We start from the raw sequence: 14741 nt of genomic DNA on the forward strand, positions 1-14741 counted from the left end.
GCCGGGACTGGGATTTGAACCCAGAACCCCGTAAGGGGACACGCTTTCCAGGCGTGCGCTTTGCCATTCGGCCATCCCGGCCCGCATCCTCAGGTAACCCGGTCGTCCGTTTAAACCCTTCTTTTCGGAGCAGGTGTGGCGGATCAGTCGCGGACGGCGCGTGCGCCGGCCGCCCCGACGAGTCCGACGGCGATGGCGACGGCGACGAGCACGCCGACGCTCGGCGCGTTCGGTGCGAGCGCGTGATACGGGACGGCGAGGACGAGGAAGCAGAGCGCGGCGACGCCGCCCCACGCGGCCGTCCCTGCGGCGTCCATCTAGTCGCGCTGAGCGGCGACGGCCTCGATCTCGACCGCGGCGCCCTTCGGGAGGGCGGCGACGCCGAACGCGCTCCGCGCCGGGGGGTTGTCCGCGAAGTACTCCCCGTACGCGTCGTTCATCTCGTCGAAATCATCGATGTCGGCGAGCAGGACGGTCGTCTTGAGGACGTCCTGCATCGTCAGCCCCTCGTCTTCGAGGATGGCCTTGACGTTCTCCAGACACTGGCGGGTCTGGGTGGCGACGTCCTCGTCGGTGAGCGCCTCACCGTCCGCGGTCAGCGGGATCTGCCCGGCGGTGAAGACGACGTCCCCGTCGGTGGTGGCCTGACTGTACGCGCCGACGGCGTCGGGTGCGTCCGGCGTCTCGATGATTCGTTTCATACTCCGTCCGTCGTCCGGGCGGAACTTAACTGTGGGCGCGTTCCGCCGCGGCCGACCCGGCACCGGCCCACGTCACGACGTCCGCGGGCGAGACGTCGTCGAGACGGCCGAGCGGGGCCGCGAGCCGCCGCCATCGTCGCGAGCCGACGATGTGGGTCTGCGGCGTGCGCTTCCTCACGATCGAGTACGACGCGACGCGCGCCGGGACCTGAGTGCCTTCACACGAGCACGTCGACGTCGTATCCTTCTTCGCGCAGGCGCTCGAGGAGTCCCTCGACGTGCTCCTCGCCCCGCGTTTCGAGGTCGAGTTCGACCTCCGCGGCGTTCAGCGCGACGTCGCGGTTCGTCCGGTCGTGCCGGATGGCGTAGATGTTCGCGCGCTCGTCGGTGAGCACGTTCAGGAGCGTGTCGAGCGCGCCGGGGCGGTCCTTCAGGACGGTCCGGATCTTGACGTACCGCCCCTGATCGACGAGACCGCGCATGATAACGGTCGTGAGGAGGTTGAGATCGACGTTGCCGCCGGAGAGCACGGGGACGATCGTCTCGCCGTCCTCGTAGACGAACGAGCCAGTGAGGAGCGCGGCGAGCGGGACCGCGCCCGCGCCCTCGACGAGCGTCTTCCCCCGCTCTAGGACGAGGACGAGCGCGTTCGCGATCTCGGCGTCGCTGACGGTGACGACCTCGTCGACGCGCTCGCGGATCACGGGAAACGTCCGCTCTCCGACGCCGCGGACGGCGATTCCGTCCGCGATGGTGTCGACCTGCTCGACCTCCGTGACGCGGCCCTTCCGGAGGCTGTCGGCGACGCTCGACGCGCCCTCCGCCTGCACGCCGACGACGCGGACGTCGGGCGCGATCCCCTTCACGGCCGTCGCGATCCCGGAGATGAGACCCCCGCCGCCGACGGGGACGACGACGGTGTCGACCGCCGGGAGGTCCTCCATGATCTCGACGCCGATCGTCCCCTGCCCGGCCATGACGGTCTCGTCGTCGAACGCGTGGACGTACGTGCGTCCCTCGTCGGTCTCGATCTCGTGGGCGCGCGCCTGCGCCTCGTCGTAATCGATACCGTGCAGGACGACCTCGGCCCCGTAGCTCCGCGTGGCCTTCACCTTCGAGATGGGCGCGGTCTCGGGCATCACGACCGCGGCGTCGACGCCGGCGCGCGTCGCGGCGAGCGCGACCCCTTGCGCGTGGTTGCCCGCGGAGGCGGTGACGACGCCCGCCTCGCGCTCGGTCTCGGTGAGTCGCCGGACGCGGTTCGCGGCGCCTCGGACCTTGAACGACCCGGTGCGCTGGGCGTTCTCCAGTTTCAGGTGGACGTCGGCGTCCGTCATCGACGAGAAGGTGTACGAGCGCTCGAGCGGCGTGTGCCGCGCGACCTCGGAGACGGGGGCGACGGCCTCGCGGACGTCGGCGAGTTCGAGCATACTCCGGGTAGAACGAGGCGTCGCCTAAGGAGTTCGGTGCGGCGGAGAACGGGAGCGTGTGACGACTAGGTCGATGTACCGGGACGTAATAAGTGCCCGGAAAGCGGAGTGAAAGTGAAACTATTTCGTTCGACGGCGGGACCGCACGTCTTACCCCGTCCCCGGCCGGAGTGTCGACGTGGATAGCCGACTGATCGCCACGTGGCGACGCGTCTTCGCGCTCGCGTGGCCCGTGATGGGATCGCAGGTCCTCCGAACGCTGATGCGGACCGTCGACGTCCTCGTCACCGCGACGTTCTCGCCCGCCGCCGTCGTCGCCGTCGGTCTCGCCGACCTCTACGGGCGCGTCCCGCTGCGCATCGGCATGGGGTTCGGCAGCGCCGCCATCGCGCTCGCCAGTCAGGACACCGGCGCCGGGGCCGACGCGAACCGCGCCGAAGCCGTCTCCGGCGCCGTCCTCATGGGTCTCGTCGCCGGCGTCCCCATCGCCCTCTGCGGACTGTTCCTCGGCCGCCCGCTCATCCGACTCTTCGGCGCGACCGGCGACACCGTCACGCTCGGCGCCGCCTATCTCGCCCTCGTCCTCGCGACCGCGCCCGCGCGGCACGTCTCGCTCGTCGCCGCCCGCGCCCTCCAAGGTACCGGCGACACCCGAACCCCGATGTACGTCACCGGTCTCGTCAACGTCACCAACATCTCGGGATCGCTCGTCTTCGGTCTCGGACTCTTCGGCGTCGCCTCCTACGGCGTCGTCGGCGTCGGCGCCTCAACCGCCGTCTCGAACGTCCTCTCCGCCGCCTTCCTGCTCGCCGCCGTCCACCATCACTCGGACGATCTCGCGCTCGTCCGCCCCCGCGACGTCACCGTCGCCCGCCAACTCCTCGTCGTCGCCGCCCCGAAGATCGTCGAGGGGTTCGCCACCACGCTCGCCGAGTTCCCCTTCAACGCCCTCCTTCTCGGCTTCGGGACGCCGGTCAACGCCGGCTTCCAGATCGGTCGGCGGGCCTACCAACAGGTCACCGGCCCGCTCTCCCGCGGCTACCGCACCGCCGTCGGCGTCCTCGTCGGGCAGGCGCTCGGCGACGGCGACGCCGAGGAGGCGCGCTATCGCGGATGGGCGACGCTCGCGCTCGCCGTCTGCTCCGTCGGCGCCGTCGGTCTCGCCCTCGTCGCCCTCGCCCCCGAGGCCGTCCGCCTGCTCGCCACCGGCTCGCCCGACGCGATCCCTTACGCTCTCGACTTCGCGCGCGTCTACGGCTACACGGCCGCGCTCGTCGCCGCAGCCATCGTCCTCGCGGGCGCGCTCGGCGGCGCGAGCGAGACCCGGATCCCCCTCGTCGCCCGCCTCACCGGCGTTTTCGGCGGGATGGTCGGCGTCACCTACGTCCTCGGCGTTCTCGCCGGATGGGGCGCGACCGGTGCCTACGTCGCCGTCGGCTGTCAGTACGCCGCGATGGCGCTCATCGCGCTCGTCGGCTTCCACTACTCGGACTGGGCGACGCGCGCCGCCGACATGATGGCGGAACGAGGGAGCGTCGCCGGTGACGACTGACGGCCGGGCGGAACGCGTTTCCGCCGGGCGGCGTTGCTAGTCCGTGTGGGTCACTGTATCGCCTGCGGTGAGGAACTCGTCGAAGTCATCGAGAGCGACACGGCCGCGAAGTTCAGCGACGCTACCGTCTGGGAGTGCTCCGAGTGCGGGGCGATCCTCGGCGTGACCGAATACGGCGTGTAGGAGGAGAGCGCGACCCCGTCCGGCGGTCGTCCCCTACTCGCGTTCGTCGATGAGTGTGAACGTCTGGTCCTTCGGGCCGACGTAGCGGGCGCGCGGGCGGATGAGACGATTGTCTTCGTACTGTTCGAGGACGTGCGCGATCCAGCCCCCCACGCGACTCATCGCGAAGATGGGCGTGTAGATGTCGGTCGGAATGCCCATCTGGTAGTACGTCGTCGCGGAGTAGAAGTCGACGTTCGGGGCGAGACCCTTCTCCTCTTGCATGTACTCCTCGATGGCGACGCTCATCTCGTACCACTTCGTGTCGCCCGCGGCCTCGCCGAGTTCCTCCGATTGCTCGCTGAGGATCTTCGCGCGCGGGTCCTTCACGTTGTAGACGCGGTGGCCGAAGCCGGCGACGCGATCGCCGTTGTCGAGGGCGTCTTCGACCCACTGAACGGGATCCTTGCCGGACTCGTCGACCTCCTTCAGCATCTCCATGACGTTCTGGTTCGCGCCGCCGTGGAGGCTCCCGGAGAGCGTGCCGATGGCGGACGTGACCGCGGAGTGGAGATCGGCGAGCGTCGAGGACGTCACCATCGCGGAGAAGGTCGAGGCGTTCAGGCCGTGGTCGGCGTGGAGGACGAGCGCCTGATCGAAGACCTCCTCCATCACGTCGTCGGGCACCTCGCCGTTCAGCATGTAGAGGAAGTTCCCGGCGTGGCTGAGGTCCTCGCGCGGCTCGACCGGCTCCTCGCCGTCGCGCAGGCGCGTGAACGCGGCGATGACCGTCGGGAGCTTCGCGGTGAGGCGCTTGCCCTTCGCGAGATTCGCCTCGCGATCTGTCGGCTCCTCGCCGTCGGCGTCCGCGTCGAACGCGGAGAGCTCCGAGACCGCGGTCCGGACGGCGGCCATCGGCACTTCGTCGGCGGCCGCGAGGTCGCGGACGGTGTCGATGACGTCGTCATCGACGGCGCGCTCGGCCGCCATGTCGCCGGCGAACTCGTCGAGTTCGGTCTCGGTCGGGAGTTCGCCGTGCCAGAGGAGATAGAGGACTTCTTCGTACGACGCCCCACGCGCGAGGTCCTCGATGGTGTAGCCGCGATAGACGAGCCGGCCCTCGTCGCCGTCGATATAGCTGAGCCCGGACTCAGCCACGAGCACACCTTCGAGCCCCTTCTTGAGTTCGTCGGACATACGAAACGGTTCTTCATCAGGTTTCAAAAGGGTTGCCTATTGTCCATCGTTCGCCGGTGTCGGCCCGCCACTCCCCGGACGACCGCCGCGAAACCTTGAGAGTTCATCGCTCGGCTCGCGGACGTCCCCTCTCCGAACCCGGAGCGCGTGCGTGGCTTTTTACGCGCTCCCGGCGTTGCCGCCAGTATGCCCGGTCGCGTCGAGTACGAGCCCGCGAGCGTGAAGGACCTCCTCGCGGAGATGAAGGACACCGCCGAACTCCTCATCGACCTCTCCTACTCGGCGGTGCTCCACGGAAGCCCGGACGTCGCCGAGGAGGTCCTCGAACTCGAAGAGCGCATGGACGTCCTCCAGTTGCGCGCCCGGATGAGCCTCCTGCTGGCCGCGCGTAACCCGGAGGACGCGGAGACGCTCGCGCCCGTCCTCGGGATCATCGGCGCGGCCGAGAAGGTCTCGGACGCCAGCGGCGACATCGCGAAAGTGGTGTTGGAGGAGGTCGGCGTCCCCGACGCCATCCGCGGCGCGCTCCCCGAGGCCGTCGAACGCCTCGTCCGCGCCGAACTCGCCGCTGACTCCGCCTACGCGGGCCGGACGCTCGGCGACGTCAACCTCGAAACCGAGACCGGCGTGCGCGTCATCGCCGTCCGCCGCGGCGGTGACTGGATCCCGAACCCCGGCGCGGAGACGGCCCTCGAGGCAGGCGACGTCCTCCTCCTCCGCGGTCCCGAGGAGTCCATCGGCGACGTCTTCGAGACCACGAGCGGCGAGGCGTACGCGCCCGACGATTCCGTCGAACCCGACATCGTCGACTTGGAGCGCGCCGTCGACTCGCTCGTCCTGATGAAGAACATGAGCGAGCTAGCCGTCGATCTCGCGTACGGGAGCGTCCTCTTCGACAGCGACGACATCGCGGAGGAGGTCGTCGAACTCGAAGCCGAGGTGGACGCCCTGAAAGCGCGCTTCGAGGCGTGGACGCTCCGCGCCGCCGCGGACGTCGAGGACCCCGTCTCCCTCCGTGGTCTCGTCCAAATCGCGAACGCCACCGAGGTCATCAGCGACGCCGCCGTCGAGATCTCCGAGGGCGTCCTCCGGGGGTTGGACACCCACGTCGTCGTCCGCGAGGCCGTTGAAGAGTCCGACGAGGTCATCGTGCGCGTGACCGTCGCACCGGACGGTCCCCTCGACGGCACGACGCTCGGCGAGGCCGAAGTGAAGACGGAGACGGGGATGCGCGTCATCGCCGTTCGGCGCCCCGACGGCGAGACCGACGCGACCGACGACGGTCTCGACACCGGAAGCGACGACCTGTGGGCCATCCAGCCCGGTCCCGACACCGCGCTCCACGCCGGCGACGTCATGCTCGCGAAGGGGACGCGCGCCGGTGCGGATCGACTGCGGGCGCTCGCGGGCGCGGACGGGGACTGACATCCTCCCACGACTGGAGTCGCGGGGGGCCACGGTCACAGACCGCGAGCGGGCCGAGGACCTCTGAGGCGTCGCGAAGCCACGATGAGGGGGTGTCGACGACTTTTGTCGTCAGAAAGCGACGCTTTCTGACTGAACGGTAGGGGGCTTCGCTTCCCACCGTGTCGTCTGATCTCCTCGGAATCCGACTGGACGACGGGAAATCCCCGATCTCCCGCACCGATCGAGCTTTTCCCAGCGAGTCGACGGCGAGCGCGACAAAAGGTCGGACCGAACCGCTCAATACGCGCCGCCCACCCCCACTAGACAATGACGAGCCTCGGTACGGCGAGCGCGGCCCCCGGCGAGATGGACACGGGACGGCTCACGGTCGGTGAGACGCGCGACGGTGCGACGGTCGGCCTTCCGGTCGCCGTGATCAACGGCGCTAGCGACGGCGACACGCTCTACGTTCAGGCGGGGAGCGACGGCGACGAGCTGAACGGCATCGGTGTCGTCTCGCGGTTCGTCCCGCAGCTCGATCCCGCGGCGCTCTCGGGGACGGTGCTCGTGACCGGTATCGCGAACTACCACGCCTTTCAGGTGGCCGAACACCGCAATCCGATCGACGACATGAAGCTGAACCGCGCGTATCCGGGCGACGCGCGCGGGTCGTCCTCGGAGCGCATCGCGCACGCGACCTTCGAGGCCGCGACGCGCGCGGATCTCGTGATCGACCTCCATCAAGGATCGACGAGTCGGATGATCAACGAGGTCCGCGTGCGCTGCGGGCGCCACCACCGCCGGCACCGCAAGTGCCTCGAACTCGCGAAGGTCTTCGACTGCGGGCACATCCTCGACCAGAAGGGACCGGAGGGCCAGCTCGCGCGCGCCGCGCCCGACGAGGGCATCCCGACGATCGACCCCGAACTCGGCGGCTGCGTCGGCTGGGACGAGGAGTCGATCGAGTACGGCGTTCGCGGGATCTTCAACGTCCTGCGCCACTACGGCTACCTCAACGGCGACCACCAGCCCGAGCCTCAGACGCGCGCGCACGCCTTCGATCGCTACGGCGCGCCCGCCGGCGGACTCGTGGACTACCGGGTCGATCTCGGCGAGGAGGTCTCGCGCGGCGACGCGCTCTTCCGCATCACGGACCCGTTCGGACAGGTGAAAGCCGAGATAACGGCGGACAACGACGGGATCTTCTGGCGCTCGCGGCGGCTGCCGCAGGTCGCGACGGGAGAGTACGTCTGCTCCGTCGGCACGACGATCGACACGTACTGATGCTCGCGCTCGCCTGTCGCGCCTGCGGGCGGACCTACGAGGCGGGCGCGAGCGAGCCGTGGCGCTGTGAGTGCGGGATGGCGCTCGACTTCGCGGAGACGCCGCGCCCGTCCGGCGGTCCCGACATCGACGCGACCGATGGACTCTGGGCGTTCGCTGATCTCCTCCCGACGGACGCGGCGGTGACGCTCGGCGAGGGGTTCACGCCGCTCGCCGTCGCGGACGGCTGGGACGCGCAGTTCAAACTCGACTACGTCTTCCCGTCGGGGAGCTACAAGGATCGGGGTGCGACGGTGATGCTCTCCCGAGCCGCGGAACTCGGCGTCGAGCGCGTCGTCGAGGACTCCTCGGGGAACGCGGGCGCGGCCGTCGCGCAGTACGCGGCCCGCGCCGGGATCGACGCCGAAATCTACGTGCCGGCGTCGGCGAAGTCCTCGAAGCTTCGCGCCATCGAGCGCGCCGGGGCGACGGCCGTCCGGATCTCGGGATCGCGCGCTGACGTCACCGAGGCGTGCGTCGCGGCCGTCGAGTCGGGCGACGCGTGGTACGCCTCGCACGCGTGGAACCCCGCGTTCTACGAGGGGACGGCGACGTTCGCGTACGAACTCGCGGCACAGTGCGACTGGGACGTTCCCGACGCGATCGTCCTACCGCTCGGCCACGGCACGCTCTTCCTCGGCGCCTATCGCGGGTTCCGCCGACTCCGCGAGATCGGATGGACGGACGAGATGCCGCGTCTGCTGGGCGTGCAGGCGGCGGGCGTCGCGCCGGTCGCGACCGCGGTCAGCGACGGCGCGACGGGCGAGTGCGGCGCGCAGGGTGAGAGACCAGACGGGGACGACGTCAACACCGTCGCGGACGGCATCCAGATCAGCCAGCCCGCGCGCATGGCACAGCTCGTCGACGCCATCGACGACTGCGATGGCGACGCGATCGCGGTCGGGGAGGAGGCGACGGACGCGGCGCTCGATCGGCTCCATCGCGCCGGCTTCTACTGCGAGCCAACGAGTGCCGCGGCGGTCGCGGGACTCGCGGCGTATCGAGAACGCGGCACGCTCGCGGCGACGGACGACGTCGTCGTCCCCCTGACCGGGAGCGGTCTCAAAGCATGACCGTCCCCCCCCGCGCTCAGCGTGCCGATTCCAGATCGACGAACGCGTCGTCCTCGGCGGTGAGCCACGTCGTGACGAGCGTGTCGTCGTCGGCCCCGTCGGGGTAGATCGTACACTGGACACCGTCGTCGTACTCCTCGACGCGGCAGGCGAGATCGAACTCCGGCCACGTCTCGGTCTCCCGCGGGAGGCGCAGGTCGCCGCCCGATGCGGCGTCTGCGACGCACCCGGGAGTCATTCGACCACCTCTCGCATCGCCGATCGTGCGGCGGTGTCGGATCGCATCGCTCACTCGCAACGAGTCGCGCCGGACATATATAGGCGTCCATCTATGGAGAAATTAAATCGAAACCATTCAAATACGGCAGCGCGAGCGGCCAACAAGCCTATATGTGGTAATCGGCGTCGCGACCGGATCGCCGACCGACGCTACCGCTCGGGGTGGGTCGGCGCGTCCCACTCGCCGCGGACGAGCGGGCGCGCGACGTGGCGGCGCGCGCAAGGCGGCACCTCGTACCAGCCGGGTTCGAGGTCGCGCTCGACCGGCGCCGCGACCTTCCCCGGAGCGCGCGTCCCGCAGTCCCGACACCGATAGCCTGATCCGCGCCCGCGGATTCCATGGTGCGCCCGCACTCGGGGCAGGTCGGCGTCACCCGCTCCGTCGTCACCCGCTCGCGGAGCGCGAACTTCTCCAATTTGAGCGTCCCCTCGCTCACCTCGCCGCAGACCGTTAGCTCGTCACCCGTGCGGAGGTCGCGAACCCGATCGCGGAAGCGCTTCGTCGGCTCGAACGCCGCGCAGCGGATCCGATCGGTGTCGTCCGCGATCTCGACGAAGACGTGGCCGCCCCGTCGCGTCTCCGGTGGGGAGACGACCGTTCCGTCCACCCGGTACGCCCGGCCGTCGTCGAGTGTGGCGAGCGATCCGGCGTCGCGAAGATGGACGTCCGTCCCCTGATTCGTCACGAACAGTCGCGCGGCATCGATCGGCTCGCCGTCGATGGCTGTCGCGACGGCGCGACAGGCGTCGGGATCGTCGCCGCGGATCCCGTGCAGGATGGGACCCGGCGTGTGGGGAACGCAGACGGTCTCGCCCTCCCCGCGATCGATCGTGTCCCACGCCGCCGGGTACCGTTCGTCCGCCGCCGCGAACACCGATTCGGGATCGACGTCGCGTTCGGATCCCCAGCGCTCGCGCTCCCGGTAGGCGATGTGTTCGTACGACCAGTCGGCGAACGCCCGCCACGCGCCGACGGCGGCCAGCGCACCGATGCGCCCGCGGCCGTTCTTCCATCCCTCGCGACGGTAGTCGAGGGCGTCGCAGAGCGCCGTCGCGTCCGCGATCGCGTGGTGGTCGCGCACCGCGTCCCGCGCGAAATCGGCGACCGCGTCCGGAACGGCGTCGGGGTCGTCCGGCGCGCCCGGCGCGACCACCAGCCCCGGATTCGTCCGGTCGTCGTCGACCGCCGCGGCCGCGGAGACGGTCTCGCGCGCCACCTCGAACGCCTCGTCGGCCGGGGCGTCCGTGTGAATCGCGAGCGCCGCGTTCCCGCGCGTCTTGTGCTCGACCGCGGGATTCAATCGGACGAGGAGGACGCGCGCGACGCTCGCACCGCGCGCTTCGAGGCCGCCCGCCACCCGGTGGGCGACGTACGTCGTGCACATCCCGCGCGTCCGCGAGTCCGTGTCGTCGATGCCGACCGTCGTCACGTCCGCACGTATCCGCCGCGTCCACCTACGGCTTTCGGGGTTCGATTTCCCACGGCACAATACATATATGTGCATACCGGCTTAGGGACCGGTATGTCCCGGTCGGCACTCATCGAGAACGTTACCGCGATGCTGGAGGACGCGGGGTTCGCGGTGAGCGATCGGTGCGTCATCCGCCCGAAGAGCTTCGACGTCGCCGCCAGACGGGGCGACGACCTGCTCTTCGTGAAGATCCTCGGGAACGTCGACGCCTTCGACGGCCCGACGGGCGCGGAGATGCGTCGGCTCGGCCACTACCTCCACGGCACCCCGGTGGTCATCGGGCTACGCACCCGCGACGAGGACTTAGAGCGCGGCGTCGTCTACTTCCGCCACGGCGTCCCCGTCATCAGTCCCGACACCGCCCTCGACTTCTTCGTGGAGGGCGTGCCGCCGCTCGTCTACGCCGCGCCCGGCGGTCTCTACGTCAACATCGACGGCGACGTCCTCGCCGACGAACGCGAGGAGCGCGGTTGGAGTCTCGGGCGCCTCGCCACCGAACTCGGCGTCTCCCGGCGCACCGTCTCCAAGTACGAGGACGGCATGAACGCCAGCATCGACGTCGCGGTCAAGCTCGAGGACGTCTTCGACGACGCCCTCACCAGCCCCGTCGACGTCCTCGACGGCGCCGACGAGGTCCGCGACGCCGATCCGACCCCGGAGGACCCCGAAGCCGACCCCGAGGACGAGCCCATCGTCGCCGTCCTCACCCGCGCCGGCTTCGACGTCCACCCGACCGTCCGCGCGCCGTTCAACGCCGTCGGCGAGGACACGAACCGCCACCGCCCCGAGGGCCTCCTCACCGGCCACTCCACGCTCACCGACGCCGCCGTCAAACGCGCGCGCATCATGGCCAGCGTCGGCCGCATCACCCGCACTCGGGCCGTGTACTTCGTCGACGAATCCAAACAGGAGTCCATCGGCGGCACCGCCATCATCGAGCGCGAGGAACTCGAACGGATCGACGACCCCGACGCCTTCCGCGACCTCCTCAAGGAGCGCGGCGACGACGCCGAAACGGAGGCCTGAGGCCCTCGTCCACATCGTTCTTCCCCCTCCGACTCCTACATAGCCGTATGAGCGACCTCGAACTGTACGTCCTCCCCGGCTGTCCCTACTGCGCGAAAGTCCAATCCAAACTCGACGAACTCGGCCTCGACTACGACGAACACGAGGTCCCGCGTTCCCACAGCCGGCGCGAGAAAGTGAAACAGGTCAGCGGCCAGACCGGCGTCCCCGTCCTCGTCGACCCCGCGAACGACGTCGAGGGGATGCCCGAGAGCGACGATATCGTCGACTACCTCGACGAGCACTACGCCTGACGACCTTTTCCAGCGCTCGGCGCGCTACGCGCACCGTCGCTTGCAAAAGCTCGGCCAAAAGCCCCGTCAGCCCCCTTCGGGGGCTTCGGGGCCTCGCGCTGCGCGCGAGTGAACCGCGCGACTACCGGGCTCTTCGAGCCGCTCGTCGCGCGGACGCTGACTGCGTTGATCGTTCGGTTCAGACGTAATTCGTAACAAGTAGACCCCGTAGTAATGAACCGCCATTCACATAGCGGTGAGAGAAACCCGAGTGATTGGAGCTAAGAGAGCTTCCGAACCTGCGGCACAAGTCGATTATCGATGGCTTCTGCTCTCCGACCCGTTTCGATAGGTTCGCTCCAATCCGTTTCACTCCACGCAACGACGTATACTCCCGATTGAAGGATGTTTGTTGTCAACTCATTTTCACGGGAACCGTGGAGTTTCTGGATAAACATCTTCTCAGCGGCTCCTTCCACGATTTCTGTTCCTTTGAGGTCTTTGCCAGAATTACCTCCGCTAAATTGCTGACTTTCAACAGTATCTGTCAGCTCATTCAGGGCCCTCGCTAATGGTGTGTCCAGCTCGAAGTCCTCGCCCTCCTCGGGTGTGGTGAATTTGAAGACTGTAATCTTATCTCTCGTATCGTAGAATCTCTTCATCATCTCCTGAGTGAACGAGAAGATTTTGGAGTTGTTCGCGGCGTCTATACCTGTGAGTTTACCTATGAAGTTTGGGATCCACGTGTTCACTAAGTCCTGTCTGGACTCGAAGGCGAACATCCCATTTTCGAAGTAGAACGTGGTCGGACTAATTCACGCTGGTTCTGTTCTTCTTCTTCACCGTCGTCGTTTCTGACTACAACGCTATTCTCCGTGTCTGTGACGTAATAGAAGTGACAGAACGAGAACTCACCGTGACTGTCTCCGAGGTAGGTCGTTCTCCCTTTCTCAAGGTATTCTAACTCTCCTCCGCTAACAGGGTCGTTCTCCGTACGACGAACCATCTCAAATTCGTCGCCCATATCATCTATTGCGCCCTTCACTTCTTTCGGCGTAGGGAGATCGGCTTTAGGGAGGTCAATCTTCCCGACTTGATATCACTCGGATTCTGACATATGCGTGGATTAGAATAGACGAGACGTAGGATTATAAATATTTTTCAACCAATGTGAAAGTGGAAACGCAAGACTTCGACGGGGGGTTGATTTATACTTAGGCTGAACAGCCGCTTCCCGACGAACAGATACGAACCGAACAACGGGGGCTAGCGTTCGCCGAGCGAGCGGTTCGGAGAACCCGAGCGAGGCGATTCACTCGCGGCGAAGCCGCGAGGCCCAAGACCCACCGGAGCCCGCGTGAGCGATAGCGAACGCGGGCGGTCGGAGCGTGCTCCGACCGAAGTGGGTCACCGGGCTTTTGGCCGAGCTTTTGCAAGCGCAGAGCGTGCCTTTGGCGCGCTCAAGCGCAGTAAAAGGTCGCTAGACACCCGTGGAGTACCGCAGCAGGCCGGCGATACCGCCGAAGGCGTTGAGCAGTTGTTCGCCCTTCTCGAAGTCCGTCGAGATGAACGTCGTTTCGGTCCCGCGCTGATCGGCGATGTTCATGAGGTGGTCGATGACGTCCTCGCGCTCGCCCGTGTCCACCGTCTCGTCGCACTCCGAGCACTCGTGCTCCGGAACCTCGTCTTTCCGGCGCTCGACGAGTTCGCGCTCTTCGTGGCCGTTCTCGCACTCGTAGGTGACGACGTCCTGCCGGAGGTCCTCGCTGAGGAGGAGTTCCTCGACGGACCCCATGATGAGGTTGCGACGGGTCGCCTCGAAGCCGTAGGTGGCGAGGTTGCCGTCGTGAAGCTCCTTGAAGAACTGCTCCATCGCGTTCTTGTCCTCCATGAGCGCGGCCTCGGCGAGCGCGTCGGCACCGGCGTCGACGAGATCGTAGAGGCCGGACTCGTCGGTGTACGAGACGTCGAACTTCCCGAGGACCTTGTCCTGTATCTCGTGGTGGAGGTAGTCGCCGTCGAGGAACTCGTCCTTCGTCGGCGACGGTCCCCCCACGAGGACGCCGTCGAGTTCGTGGCGGCGGTCGACGAAGAGGTCGTTCGCCATCTCCGCGACCTCCTGATAGAAGTTGTCGATCGCCTCGAGGCGCAGGCGGGCGAACCGCTGGGCTGACTGTCCCCCCTTGCGCTGCTTGCCCGGAACGAGCGAGGAGGCGGATTTCACCGGCTCGACGCGCTTGCCCTTCAGCCACCCGACGTTCGCCTCGCGACGGTCGAGGACGACGAGACCGTAGAGACCCTTGTCCGCGAACATGTTCTCGAGCGGCTCCGTGAGGAAGGCGCTGTCGCAGTGATAGCGGAACGACTGGACGGGTTCGGGCGGCGACTCCAACACTTCGGTCACCATATCCGTCTGGCCCCCACCGACGTTGATGGACCCCGAGAAGAGGACCATCCCGTTCTCCGGTGGGAAGGTGTCGTAGTAGCGCAGGCGGTCCTTGATGGACGTCAGGGCGTCCTGCACCGCCGTCCGGGTCTGCTTCGACTTGATGTTTGACGCCTCCGAGTGCTCCTGCGTGACGTGCGCGACCACGTCCGAGACCTGCTTGTCCTCTGGGACGTAGATTGAGACGAGTTGCGTCCCGCTCCCGGAGTAGTCCTGGAGCTTCTCGATGACCTTCCGGAACTCGTACTTCCGGCGGTCCGCGGACGCCTGATCGCCCTGCTGCTCGCTCATTACGCGGTACTAGAGGTACGTATCGGTAAGTACCCTGCGACCCACGACCTTTTGTCGCGCGACGCTCCGCCGTCGCTGACGAAAGCTCGACCAAAAGCGGCGTCGACCAC

15 protein-coding genes and 1 pseudogene are annotated in these 14741 nt (G+C 67.7%); 7 read left to right on the plus strand and 9 right to left on the minus strand.

Annotation, left to right across the window (positions count from 1 at the left end):
* Window positions 1-143: 143 nt before the first annotated feature.
* From AOZ13_RS14245 to ilvA, 4 genes are read right to left on the minus strand one after another with little or no spacing between them, the layout of a single operon-like run.
* A complete protein-coding gene (locus tag AOZ13_RS14245; protein WP_020222799.1) occupies window positions 144-317 on the minus strand; it encodes a hypothetical protein in 174 nt (57 codons plus the stop codon).
* On the minus strand, window positions 318-701 hold the full coding sequence (locus tag AOZ13_RS10695) for a RidA family protein (protein WP_020222800.1): 384 nt from the start codon (window positions 699-701) through the stop codon (window positions 318-320).
* A gap of 25 nt (window positions 702-726) precedes the next feature.
* Complete coding sequence (locus tag AOZ13_RS14250; RefSeq protein WP_020222801.1) at window positions 727-879, minus strand: hypothetical protein; 153 nt, start codon at window positions 877-879, stop codon at window positions 727-729.
* Window positions 880-919: 40 nt separating this feature from the next.
* Window positions 920-2131: a threonine ammonia-lyase gene (gene ilvA, locus AOZ13_RS10700; RefSeq protein WP_021780564.1), complete on the minus strand. Its 1212-nt coding sequence runs from the start codon at window positions 2129-2131 to the stop codon at window positions 920-922.
* A gap of 235 nt (window positions 2132-2366) precedes the next feature.
* On the opposite strand from ilvA, the gene AOZ13_RS10705 reads away from it, so the two are divergent.
* A complete protein-coding gene (locus AOZ13_RS10705; RefSeq protein WP_148286733.1) occupies window positions 2367-3683 on the plus strand; it encodes an MATE family efflux transporter in 1317 nt (438 codons plus the stop codon).
* A 45-nt stretch (window positions 3684-3728) separates the two neighbouring features.
* Window positions 3729-3866, plus strand: a complete 138-nt coding sequence (locus tag AOZ13_RS14510) for a hypothetical protein (RefSeq protein WP_020221817.1) — start codon at window positions 3729-3731, stop codon at window positions 3864-3866.
* 33 nt (window positions 3867-3899) lie between these two features.
* Here the strand turns inward: AOZ13_RS14510 and citZ are convergent, their stop codons facing one another.
* Entirely contained in the window at window positions 3900-5042 is a 1143-nt protein-coding gene (gene citZ / locus AOZ13_RS10710) for a citrate synthase (protein WP_020221816.1), read from the minus strand.
* 186 nt (window positions 5043-5228) lie between these two features.
* Here citZ and AOZ13_RS10715 point away from each other — a divergent pair, with 186 nt between their 5' ends.
* From AOZ13_RS10715 to AOZ13_RS10725, 3 genes are all read left to right on the plus strand, one after another.
* Window positions 5229-6467 carry a potassium channel family protein gene (locus AOZ13_RS10715; protein WP_020221815.1) on the plus strand — a complete coding sequence of 413 codons (1239 nt, stop codon included), beginning with the start codon at window positions 5229-5231 and terminating at the stop codon, window positions 6465-6467.
* Window positions 6468-6776: 309 nt separating this feature from the next.
* Window positions 6777-7733: a succinylglutamate desuccinylase/aspartoacylase family protein gene (locus AOZ13_RS10720; RefSeq protein ID WP_020221814.1), complete on the plus strand. Its 957-nt coding sequence runs from the start codon at window positions 6777-6779 to the stop codon at window positions 7731-7733.
* Window positions 7733-8845 carry a pyridoxal-phosphate dependent enzyme gene (locus tag AOZ13_RS10725; protein ID WP_021780565.1) on the plus strand — a complete coding sequence of 371 codons (1113 nt, stop codon included), beginning with the start codon at window positions 7733-7735 and terminating at the stop codon, window positions 8843-8845. Before AOZ13_RS10720 ends, AOZ13_RS10725 begins: the two co-directional genes overlap by 1 nt.
* 16 nt (window positions 8846-8861) lie before the next feature.
* On the opposite strand, the gene AOZ13_RS10730 is transcribed toward AOZ13_RS10725, so the two are convergent.
* Window positions 8862-9083, minus strand: coding sequence for a DUF7511 domain-containing protein (locus AOZ13_RS10730; protein WP_020222859.1), 222 nt, complete (start codon window positions 9081-9083; stop codon window positions 8862-8864).
* 191 nt (window positions 9084-9274) lie between these two features.
* Window positions 9275-10554: pseudogene (locus AOZ13_RS10735) on the minus strand (TiaS agmantine-binding domain-containing protein).
* A gap of 93 nt (window positions 10555-10647) precedes the next feature.
* On the opposite strand from AOZ13_RS10735, the gene AOZ13_RS10740 reads away from it, so the two are divergent.
* Together AOZ13_RS10740 and AOZ13_RS10745 are read left to right on the plus strand one after the other, a co-directional pair.
* Window positions 10648-11622 (plus strand): transcriptional regulator, encoded by a 975-nt coding sequence (locus AOZ13_RS10740; RefSeq protein WP_021780567.1) that lies wholly within the window; start codon window positions 10648-10650, stop codon window positions 11620-11622.
* 47 nt (window positions 11623-11669) lie between these two features.
* A complete protein-coding gene (locus AOZ13_RS10745) occupies window positions 11670-11915 on the plus strand; it encodes a glutathione S-transferase N-terminal domain-containing protein (RefSeq protein WP_020221480.1) in 246 nt (81 codons plus the stop codon).
* A 260-nt stretch (window positions 11916-12175) separates the two neighbouring features.
* Here AOZ13_RS10745 and AOZ13_RS10750 read toward each other — a convergent pair whose 3' ends face one another.
* Together AOZ13_RS10750 and prf1 are read right to left on the minus strand one after the other, a co-directional pair.
* Window positions 12176-12676 carry a hypothetical protein gene (locus tag AOZ13_RS10750; protein WP_020221481.1) on the minus strand — a complete coding sequence of 167 codons (501 nt, stop codon included), beginning with the start codon at window positions 12674-12676 and terminating at the stop codon, window positions 12176-12178.
* Between the two features lie 698 nt (window positions 12677-13374).
* Window positions 13375-14631, minus strand: a complete 1257-nt coding sequence (prf1, locus tag AOZ13_RS10755) for a peptide chain release factor aRF-1 (RefSeq protein ID WP_020221482.1) — start codon at window positions 14629-14631, stop codon at window positions 13375-13377.
* Window positions 14632-14741: the final 110 nt, after the last annotated feature.

It is taken from the genome of Halarchaeum acidiphilum MH1-52-1, from assembly GCF_000474235.1.
GTDB classification, from domain to species: domain Archaea; phylum Halobacteriota; class Halobacteria; order Halobacteriales; family Halobacteriaceae; genus Halarchaeum; species Halarchaeum acidiphilum.

Excerpts from the sequence above, each read along its gene's own strand:
- AOZ13_RS14245 (WP_020222799.1), bottom strand. The coding sequence starts at position 317 with ATGGACGCCGCAGGGACGGCCGCGTGGGGCGGCGTCGCCGCGCTCTGC.
- AOZ13_RS10695 (WP_020222800.1), bottom strand. The coding sequence starts at position 701 with ATGAAACGAATCATCGAGACGCCGGACGCACCCGACGCCGTCGGCGCG.
- ilvA (WP_021780564.1), bottom strand. The coding sequence starts at position 2,131 with ATGCTCGAACTCGCCGACGTCCGCGAGGCCGTCGCCCCCGTCTCCGAG.
- AOZ13_RS10705 (WP_148286733.1), top strand. The coding sequence starts at position 2,367 with ATGGGATCGCAGGTCCTCCGAACGCTGATGCGGACCGTCGACGTCCTC.
- citZ (WP_020221816.1), bottom strand. The coding sequence starts at position 5,042 with ATGTCCGACGAACTCAAGAAGGGGCTCGAAGGTGTGCTCGTGGCTGAG.
- AOZ13_RS10715 (WP_020221815.1), top strand. The coding sequence starts at position 5,229 with ATGCCCGGTCGCGTCGAGTACGAGCCCGCGAGCGTGAAGGACCTCCTC.
- AOZ13_RS10720 (WP_020221814.1), top strand. The coding sequence starts at position 6,777 with ATGACGAGCCTCGGTACGGCGAGCGCGGCCCCCGGCGAGATGGACACG.
- AOZ13_RS10725 (WP_021780565.1), top strand. The coding sequence starts at position 7,733 with ATGCTCGCGCTCGCCTGTCGCGCCTGCGGGCGGACCTACGAGGCGGGC.
- AOZ13_RS10730 (WP_020222859.1), bottom strand. The coding sequence starts at position 9,083 with ATGACTCCCGGGTGCGTCGCAGACGCCGCATCGGGCGGCGACCTGCGC.
- AOZ13_RS10740 (WP_021780567.1), top strand. The coding sequence starts at position 10,648 with ATGTCCCGGTCGGCACTCATCGAGAACGTTACCGCGATGCTGGAGGAC.
- AOZ13_RS10745 (WP_020221480.1), top strand. The coding sequence starts at position 11,670 with ATGAGCGACCTCGAACTGTACGTCCTCCCCGGCTGTCCCTACTGCGCG.
- AOZ13_RS10750 (WP_020221481.1), bottom strand. The coding sequence starts at position 12,676 with ATGTTCGCCTTCGAGTCCAGACAGGACTTAGTGAACACGTGGATCCCA.
- prf1 (WP_020221482.1), bottom strand. The coding sequence starts at position 14,631 with ATGAGCGAGCAGCAGGGCGATCAGGCGTCCGCGGACCGCCGGAAGTAC.